Raw genomic sequence first — 7,222 nt, 5'->3', positions numbered from 1 at the left:
CTTCCGGGCCATTGCCACACGCTACGACAAGCTTGCCAGCACCTTTCTGGCCGCCGTTTACCTCGTCTCGGCTGTCATCTGGCTCAACTGACGACACGCTCTAGGCCATCACGCGTTCGGCCGGGAAATGAAGCGTGATCCGGGTGCCCTGCCCCGGCGCGCTGACCAGCTCCAGCCGGCCGCCATGCGCTTCGACCAGCGAGCGCGTGATCGGCAGGCCGAGCCCGGTGCCCGTCCGGTTGCGGATCTGGTCGCTCGGCACTTGGCGGAAGGGCTCCAGCACCATCCCGTGGTGTTCCTGGGCGATGCCGATGCCGGAGTCGACCACGGCGACGGCAAGCCCTTCTTCCGACCGCGTCACCTCGACCACGATCTTCCCGCCCTTCGGCGTGTATTTGACCGCGTTGGACAGCAGATTCAGAAGCATCTGGCGCAGCGAACGCCGGTCCGCCCGCAGGAGGGGCAGCGGACGGGGCAGGCTGGCGTCGAAGGCCAGCCCGGCGGAGACCAGCGCATGCTCCTGCAGGGAATGCACCTCGCCGATGGCGATGGCGACATCCACCTCCTCGTCGTGCAGGTCGAAGCGCCCGGCCTCGATCTTCGACAGGTCGAGGACGTCGTTGATCAGTTCCAGCAGATGCGCGCCGGAGGCCCGGATGTTGCGGATGAAGTCGCGCTGGCGGTCGGTCAGCGGGTTGCCGTCGGATTCCAGCAGGAATTCCGAAAAGCCGATGATGGCGTTGAGCGGAGTGCGCAACTCGTGGCTCATGTGGGTCAGGAACTCCGACTTCGCCCGGCTTCCCTCCTCCAGCCGCGTGTTCAGCTCCGCGATGCGGCGCATCTGGCGCAGGATCAGGTCGGTCAGCGCCACGCGCAGGCTGCGGGCGATGTCGATCTTCCAAGCCGGCCAGGGGCGCGAGTGGCCACGCTTCACCTCCAGCCAGCGCTCGAAGGACTTGCGCGGCAGCACCATGGCGGAGTCCGTCGCCGCCGTCTTGCGCGGGTCGCCGCCCCAGCTGATGGTCTCCTCGATCTCCGGCCGGAACCAGATGATCATGTGCTGCCGCTCGTCGCCCAGCAGGATCGCCAGCATGCCGCTCGCCTTCGGGCGGTAGGGCGTGAAGGCCGGGAAGACGGCGGACAGCGAGTCGGTGGCGTAGACATGGTCGGTCATCGTCCGGCGCAGCCAGGAGACGAGATCCGCCACGGCCCCCACCGGCGGGGCGTCGCCGACGGTGGTGATGGCGTCCGCGTTGACGACGGCGACGCCGCTCGACGCATAGAACAGGTCGGTCAGCGTCACGGGACCGCGCGTCAGGGCCTCCACGAAGTCTTCCGCACCGGCGATCTGCTCCAGCAGGCGGGCGTGCAGCTCGACATGCGCGGCACGGGAATCGCGCTCGGCGGCGCTTTCGGTGGCGTCCAGCCCCAGGCTGAAGGCGTCGGCGACGGCGGCGACGATGGTCCGCTCGGCCAGCGGCACGGCGTGAGGCTGGCGGTGATGGCCGACGATCAGCCCCCACAGCTGCCCGCCCTTCATGATCGAGACGGACAGCGACGCGTTCACCCCCATGTTCCGGTGATAGTCGAGATGCACCGGCGACAAGGTGCGCAGATGGGCGTGGGAAAGGTCGAGCGGCGGCGCGCCGGCCACGGCGGACAGCAGCGGCACCGGCTCCGCGTCCCGGTTGTGCACCATGCGGATGCGGTTCCTGGCGTAGAGCGCCCGCGCCTGCGCCGGAATGTCGGAGGCCGGAAAGCGGAATCCCATGAAGGATTGCGTCCAATCCGCCACCTTCTCCTCCGCCACCACGTCGCCGTTGCCGGCCGCGTCGAAGCGGTAGACGATCACCCGCTCCAGCCCGGTCATGTTGCGGATGACGCGGGCGGTGAGGGCCGCCAGCTCCTCGAAATTTCCGGCGTCGCGGATGGCGGCGATGCCCGGACGGATGCCGTTGTGGATTTCCCCGAACAGCCAGCCTTCCGACCGGTCTGGCAGCCGTTCGACCTCCAGGATCACCTGTCCAGCATGCGCGTGCAGCATCGCGGCAAGCGCAACGCCGTTGGCCGGCGTCAGGGCGGCGTACCAGCCCTGCGCGCGCTGCACCGGCGGCAGACTCATCAGCGCGTCGATGGCCGCGGGCAGCTCCGGAAGGCCGACCGATGAGACCCCGTTGCCCAGCAATTCGCCCGGCCCGCGGTCGAAGAACAGCGCGGTGTTGGCGCTGCAGGCCGTGACGGTGCCGCTGGCCGCGTCGAAGGCGATCAGCGCGCCTTGCGGCTGAATGGCGCCGGGGAGGTGAATCGGCTCCTGTTCACAGGGACAGGCGGCCTGCGTGGAAAGGTCGGCTTGCGGGCGGGGCTCCAGGGCGGCGGACAGGGCAAATCCCCATTGCTTCGTAGTCTTCTCGAAGCTGTGCCCGGAGCCGCCTCCGGGTCAAGCGTCGCTTCAGGGGTGCGACAGGCTGCCCCGATCCCGGCTCGCCGCTTCCGCCAGCTTCGCGGCGGCACGGGCGGTGCGGCGCAGGCGGACCCGTTCGGACTTCCGGCGGGCGGGCGGAGCGCCGCGGCGCAGGCCCTTGTTGGCGTACATCTTCACATCGGCCTTCCGGATCACCTCGTCCTCGTGGTCGTCGGCGCCGTAGGGCTGGATGCCCAGCGAGAAGCGGATCGGCAGCTCGGCGCCGTTCCAGTGGACGTGTCGGGCGTTGGCCTGCTCGGCCATCTGGTGGGCACGGGCGGCCCCCGCCTCGGCGTCGGTGTTGGTCAGCAGGACGGCGAATTCGTCGCCCCCCAGCCGCGCCACCACATCCTCCTGCCGGATGGACCCGGCGATCAGCCGCGCGACGTGGCGCAGGTAGGCGTCGCCGGCCAGATGCCCGTGCGTGTCGTTGATCCCCTTGAAGCCGTCCAGGTCGATCATGACCAGGACGCCGCCCGCCCCGCCGTGCCGCCGGGCCGACGCCAGCTCCCGCCGGAGATGGCCGTAGAAGCCGCGGCGGTTCAGCAGGCCGGTCAGTTCGTCGGTCATCGCCACGCTTTCCAGATAGGCGATCCGTTCCTGCTGTTCGGCGATGGTCGCCTGGGCCTCGGCAAGCATATGTTCCAGAGCCGTCCATTCGACGGAGCGCGGCTTGAACAGCCGCACGCCGTTCATGACCGGGGTCCAGCTCTTGCCGTCGGTGTGATCGACGGCGGCGAGGTGCTCAGGGTCCGAGGCGGTGACGATAGCGCTCATAGGCTGGCTCCACTTGATCCGGGAAACCTATGACAGCCCTTCTCGCAACCACCGTGCCAACCGCTCCACAACGGCCAACCTATTGTTACAGCATGCTTTTTCGGACAGTCGGAATCCTCTGCCCACCATCCCTCCCGGCAGCAATTTCCTGATTCCTTGGATACTCGGCAAATTTGATCGGCATTTTAGACAACTTTGTCACAAACATTATCTCCCGCGAAAAAGGCATCCAGGTTGTCGAGCGCGCGGAACCCCATGGCGTTGCGCGTCTCCACCGTGGCGCTGCCCAGATGCGGCAGAAGGAAGGCGTTCTCCAGGCTGCGGTAGCCGGGGTGCAGGTTCGGCTCGTTCTCGAACACGTCCAGCCCGGCGGCGGCGAGGCGACCGGTCCTGAGCGCCGCGATCAGCGCCTCGTCGTCCACCACGGACCCGCGCGCGGTGTTCACGACGATGGCGCCGGCCGGCAGGCGGTCGATCCGCGCCGCGTTCAGCCAGTGCCGGGTCTCCGCCGTCGCCGGGAAATGCAGGGACAGCACGTCGCAGACCGGCAGCATGGCCTGCGGGTCCGCGTGGAAGACGGCGCCCTGTTCCAGTTCCGGCGGAAGACGCTTGCGGTTGCTGTAATGGATGTTCATGCCAAAGGCGCGTGCGCGCTGCGCCACGGCCCGACCGATTCGGCCCATCCCGATGATCCCCAGCCGCTTGCCGCCGAGGTGGGTCCCGAGAAGCTGCGTGGGCGTCCAGCCGGTCCAGGCATTGGCGCGGATCATCCGCTCCCCCTCCGACGCGCGGCGGGCTGCGCCCAGCATCAGCAGGAGGGCGATGTCGGCGGTGGCGTCGGTCAGCACGTCCGGCGTGTTGGTGACGACCAGCCCCCGCGCCTTCGCGGCGCCAAGGTCGATGTGGTCGGTGCCGACGGAGAAGGTGGCGAGGATGCGCAAGCTGTCCGGCAGGGCCGCGATGGTCTCCGCGTTCAGCCGGTCGCCGGCGGAGCAGAGGATCGCGTCCGCCCCCTGCGCCCGCGCCACGATGTCGGCCCCCGTCAGGGGCGTGTCGTCCGGGTTGAGACGGGCGTCGTAGTCGCGCGCGGCGCGGGCCTCCACCGCCTCCGGCAGGCGGCGGGTCAACAGCAGGACGGGCCTGGCCTTTCCGCCCCCCATTTCACCATCGGAACCTTGGGCGTCGGTGTGCATGGGTGTATCCTCCAGTTTCCGGTTATTCGGACGGTCGGGCCTTCCGATCCGACATCGAAACACCCATAATCCATTCGACGACACCAATCACCCGTGGAACTCGCCTTGCAGAACCGCCGTCCCGCCGCCCGCCTCGCCCTTTGCGCGACTTTCGGCGCGTTCCTGCTGACCCTGACCGCCCTGCCCGCCACCCCTCCGGCCGAGGCGGCGGCGGCCGACATCCTGCCCCACCGTGCGGTCTACAAGATGTCGCTGCTGTCCGCCCGCAACAGCTCGAAGGTCAGCGACGTGCGCGGCCGCATGATGTTCGAATGGGCCGACGCCTGCGACGGCTGGACGACGGAGCAGCGCTTCCAGCTGCGCTTCGTCTATGCCGAGGGCGACGAGATGGCGATGAACACCAACTATACCACCTGGGAGGCGAAGGACGGGCAGCGCTACCGCTTCAACGTCCGCAAGCTGGTCAACGGGGAGGTGGACGAGGAGGTGCGCGGCGAGGCGCGGCTGGAGAAGGACGGCAGCGGTTCCGCCACCTTCACCAAGCCCGAGACCCAGGAGATGAAGCTTCCCGACGGGTCGATGTTCCCGACGGCGCACACGCTGGCGATTTTGGACCATGCCGGGGCCGGCGACACCTTCTTCAACCGCATCGTCTTCGACGGCGCCGACGCCGAGGGCGCCACCGAGGTGTCGACCGTCATCGGAAACCCGATCGAGGGAAAGGAAGAGGCCATCGACCCGCTGCTGAAGGGCAAGAAGGGGTGGCCCGTGCGCATGGCCTTCTTCCCGCTGAAGAGCGACGCGGCCCAGCCGGAATATGAGATGAGCCTGCGCCTGCTTCAGAACGGCGTGGCCGAGTCCATGCAGATCGATTACGGCGACTTCACCGTGAACGCCATCCTGGAAAAGGTCGAGGCGCTGCCGAAATCCAAGTGCTGACCGTTTCAACGCGTCGCAGTGCGCGTTTCAGGGGTTGCAATTCCTAAAGATTGCATCGCACATACTCTAGGCGCTTTACTATATCTTGATGAAGCGCCGCTATGGTTCGCGTGGCGAGCGTGCGCCCGTTTGGTGCCGCGACGCTCGCACCGATATGACGAGAGGGTTCGCGATGAGCAAGAAGAAGGTCATGGTTGGCCAGGTGTTTCAAACCGTCGGTGCGACCAACGGCCGGTCCTGGCGCGTGAAGGCTACTCTCACCCTGTTCGGGATTCCGCACGCCCAGATGGTCAGCACGGAGGATGAGGGCGACGCCAAGACGCTGAGCTGCCTCGTCCTGACCGACTCCAGCTATTACCGGCTGATCGAATCCCCACCGGTGGCCGCCTGATCCCACATCGGGACCAACGAGTCGGGACCAACGAAAAGCCCCTCCTCCGCAAGGACGAGGGGCTTTGATCTTTCTCAGGCAAACAATCGCTGCCAACCGCTCTCCTACGCCACCTTGGCGTGGGCGATGGCCTCGCGGACGCTGACGCCCTTACGCAGGATGTTGTCCACCGCGCGGCCCTGCACGAGGTTGATGCCGACCTTGTGGGCGTAGACGAGGCTCGACACGCTGTCGCAGCGCGCCAGGATGAACTTGCAGCGGTCCTGCTCGCGGATGCGGTCCATGAAGTATTTTTCGAAGGTCGGGTCCATCTCCAGCATGTCGCTGGACCAGAAGATCTTCGCGTAGTCGGCGTTCAGATATTCCAGGTCGAAGTTGGTCACCCAGAAAGGGTTCAGGCCATCGACCGCGATCTGGTACTGGCGATCCTGGGCGAAATCGACCACTTCGTTGAACAGCGACAGGTTCTCGATCAGGTCGCCCTTGGAGATCTCAAGCACCACATGCCCGCGGAAATCGATGGGCAGACGCTCGTCGAACTTCACGAAGCCGGTGGAGATCACCGTGGACAGGTTGATGTTGATCCCGATGCGCCGGCCGCGCATGAAGCTGAGGCCATGGTTCAGCGCGCGCAGCACCGACTGGTCCAGGTTCGCGGTGAAGTAGTTGAACAGCCACTTGTTGGCGGTGATGTCGTATTCGGGGCAGAGCCGTTCCTGGAGCAGCTTGATCGAGATGTACAGCTCGAAATAGGCCATCTCGTCATCGGAGTTCTGGCCGATGTTGGCGATGGCCTGATTGAACAGGAAGGGCGACAGGTCGAACATCTGCATGGAGCGTTCGAGCTTCGCCATTTCCTCCAGCGTGATGGGCGGCTTGGTCTCGGTGGCGTGATGGCCGGTCTCGTTGGCCTGAAGCTCTTCGATGAAGCGGATGACGTTGATGAAGTTCAACGCCAGTTCCATGATCGAATAGAGCGAATATTCCTTGTAGGGGTTCGGCCCCGTCAGCGTCGTCTTCGCCAGGAAAATCTGCTCGACCTTCTGGCAGACGTCGGTGACGCCGGTCAGCTTCAGGCCCTTGTAGAGGATGATGACGTCGCCGTTGGAGATGTTGAAGGACTGAAGGTATGACGCCTTGTTCGCCAGTTCCTGGATGATCGTGCGGACGATCATCTGGCTGGACGGGTCCTTGTCCTTCAGCAACGACAGGTGCATGTGGATCAGGCGCATGCCCTGCAATTCAGCCTTTGCAGAGCGCAGCAGATTCATCAACTTATCGTTGTCGAACTCCGGCTTCTGGTCCTTCGCGGCGGCCACGGCGGCCTGCTTCTCCGTGGAGGAGAGGCGGACCCGGTCACGTCCCATGGGTGGTTTGCCGCCGAACCTGCTCATACGCGAATCCCCTAAGCCGGCACAAATAGTCCTGTGCGCACCCGATTTGCGGGCGATCGCCCCAAGG

Annotated in this window: 6 protein-coding genes and 1 pseudogene; 3 read left to right on the top strand and 4 right to left on the bottom strand. The window is 66.1% G+C overall.

Annotation, left to right across the window (positions count from 1 at the left end; genetic code table 11):
* Nucleotides 1–91, top strand: a pseudogene (locus tag ACSVC7_RS11250) (IS5/IS1182 family transposase); the annotation flags it as partial.
* 9 nt (nt 92–100) lie between these two features.
* Here ACSVC7_RS11250 and ACSVC7_RS11245 read toward each other — a convergent pair.
* The 3 genes from ACSVC7_RS11245 to ACSVC7_RS11235 form a co-directional block, all read right to left on the bottom strand.
* On the bottom strand, nt 101–2,266 hold the full coding sequence (locus ACSVC7_RS11245) for an ATP-binding protein (RefSeq protein WP_448208662.1): 2,166 nt from the start codon (nt 2,264–2,266) through the stop codon (nt 101–103).
* Nucleotides 2,267–2,449: 183 nt separating this feature from the next.
* Nucleotides 2,450–3,238, bottom strand: coding sequence for a GGDEF domain-containing protein (locus tag ACSVC7_RS11240; protein WP_448208661.1), 789 nt, complete (start codon nt 3,236–3,238; stop codon nt 2,450–2,452).
* Nucleotides 3,239–3,423: 185 nt separating this feature from the next.
* Nucleotides 3,424–4,431: a 2-hydroxyacid dehydrogenase gene (locus ACSVC7_RS11235; RefSeq protein ID WP_448208660.1), complete on the bottom strand. Its 1,008-nt coding sequence runs from the start codon at nt 4,429–4,431 to the stop codon at nt 3,424–3,426.
* A 93-nt stretch (nt 4,432–4,524) separates the two neighbouring features.
* Between ACSVC7_RS11235 and ACSVC7_RS11230 the strand changes: the two genes are divergently transcribed.
* The gene (locus ACSVC7_RS11230) at nt 4,525–5,370 is read left to right on the top strand and encodes a cell envelope integrity EipB family protein (RefSeq protein ID WP_448208659.1); all 846 of its coding nucleotides are present in this window, start codon (nt 4,525–4,527) and stop codon (nt 5,368–5,370) included.
* A 172-nt stretch (nt 5,371–5,542) separates the two neighbouring features.
* Nucleotides 5,543–5,761, top strand: a complete 219-nt coding sequence (locus ACSVC7_RS11225) for a hypothetical protein (protein ID WP_448208658.1) — start codon at nt 5,543–5,545, stop codon at nt 5,759–5,761.
* A 104-nt stretch (nt 5,762–5,865) separates the two neighbouring features.
* Here the strand turns inward: ACSVC7_RS11225 and ACSVC7_RS11220 are convergent, their stop codons facing one another.
* The gene (locus tag ACSVC7_RS11220; RefSeq protein WP_448208657.1) at nt 5,866–7,128 is read right to left on the bottom strand and encodes an EAL domain-containing protein; all 1,263 of its coding nucleotides are present in this window, start codon (nt 7,126–7,128) and stop codon (nt 5,866–5,868) included.
* Between the last annotated feature and the right edge of the window lie 94 nt (nt 7,129–7,222).

This window comes from Azospirillum mesophilum, assembly GCF_053470405.2.
The sequence above is the reverse complement of the archived record's forward strand: the minus strand, read 5'-3'. Positions and strand labels throughout refer to the sequence as shown.

Excerpts from the sequence above, each read along its gene's own strand:
- ACSVC7_RS11240 (WP_448208661.1), bottom strand. The coding sequence starts at position 3,238 with ATGAGCGCTATCGTCACCGCCTCGGACCCTGAGCACCTCGCCGCCGTC.
- ACSVC7_RS11235 (WP_448208660.1), bottom strand. The coding sequence starts at position 4,431 with ATGCACACCGACGCCCAAGGTTCCGATGGTGAAATGGGGGGCGGAAAG.
- ACSVC7_RS11220 (WP_448208657.1), bottom strand. The coding sequence starts at position 7,128 with ATGGGACGTGACCGGGTCCGCCTCTCCTCCACGGAGAAGCAGGCCGCC.
- ACSVC7_RS11225 (WP_448208658.1), top strand. The coding sequence starts at position 5,543 with ATGAGCAAGAAGAAGGTCATGGTTGGCCAGGTGTTTCAAACCGTCGGT.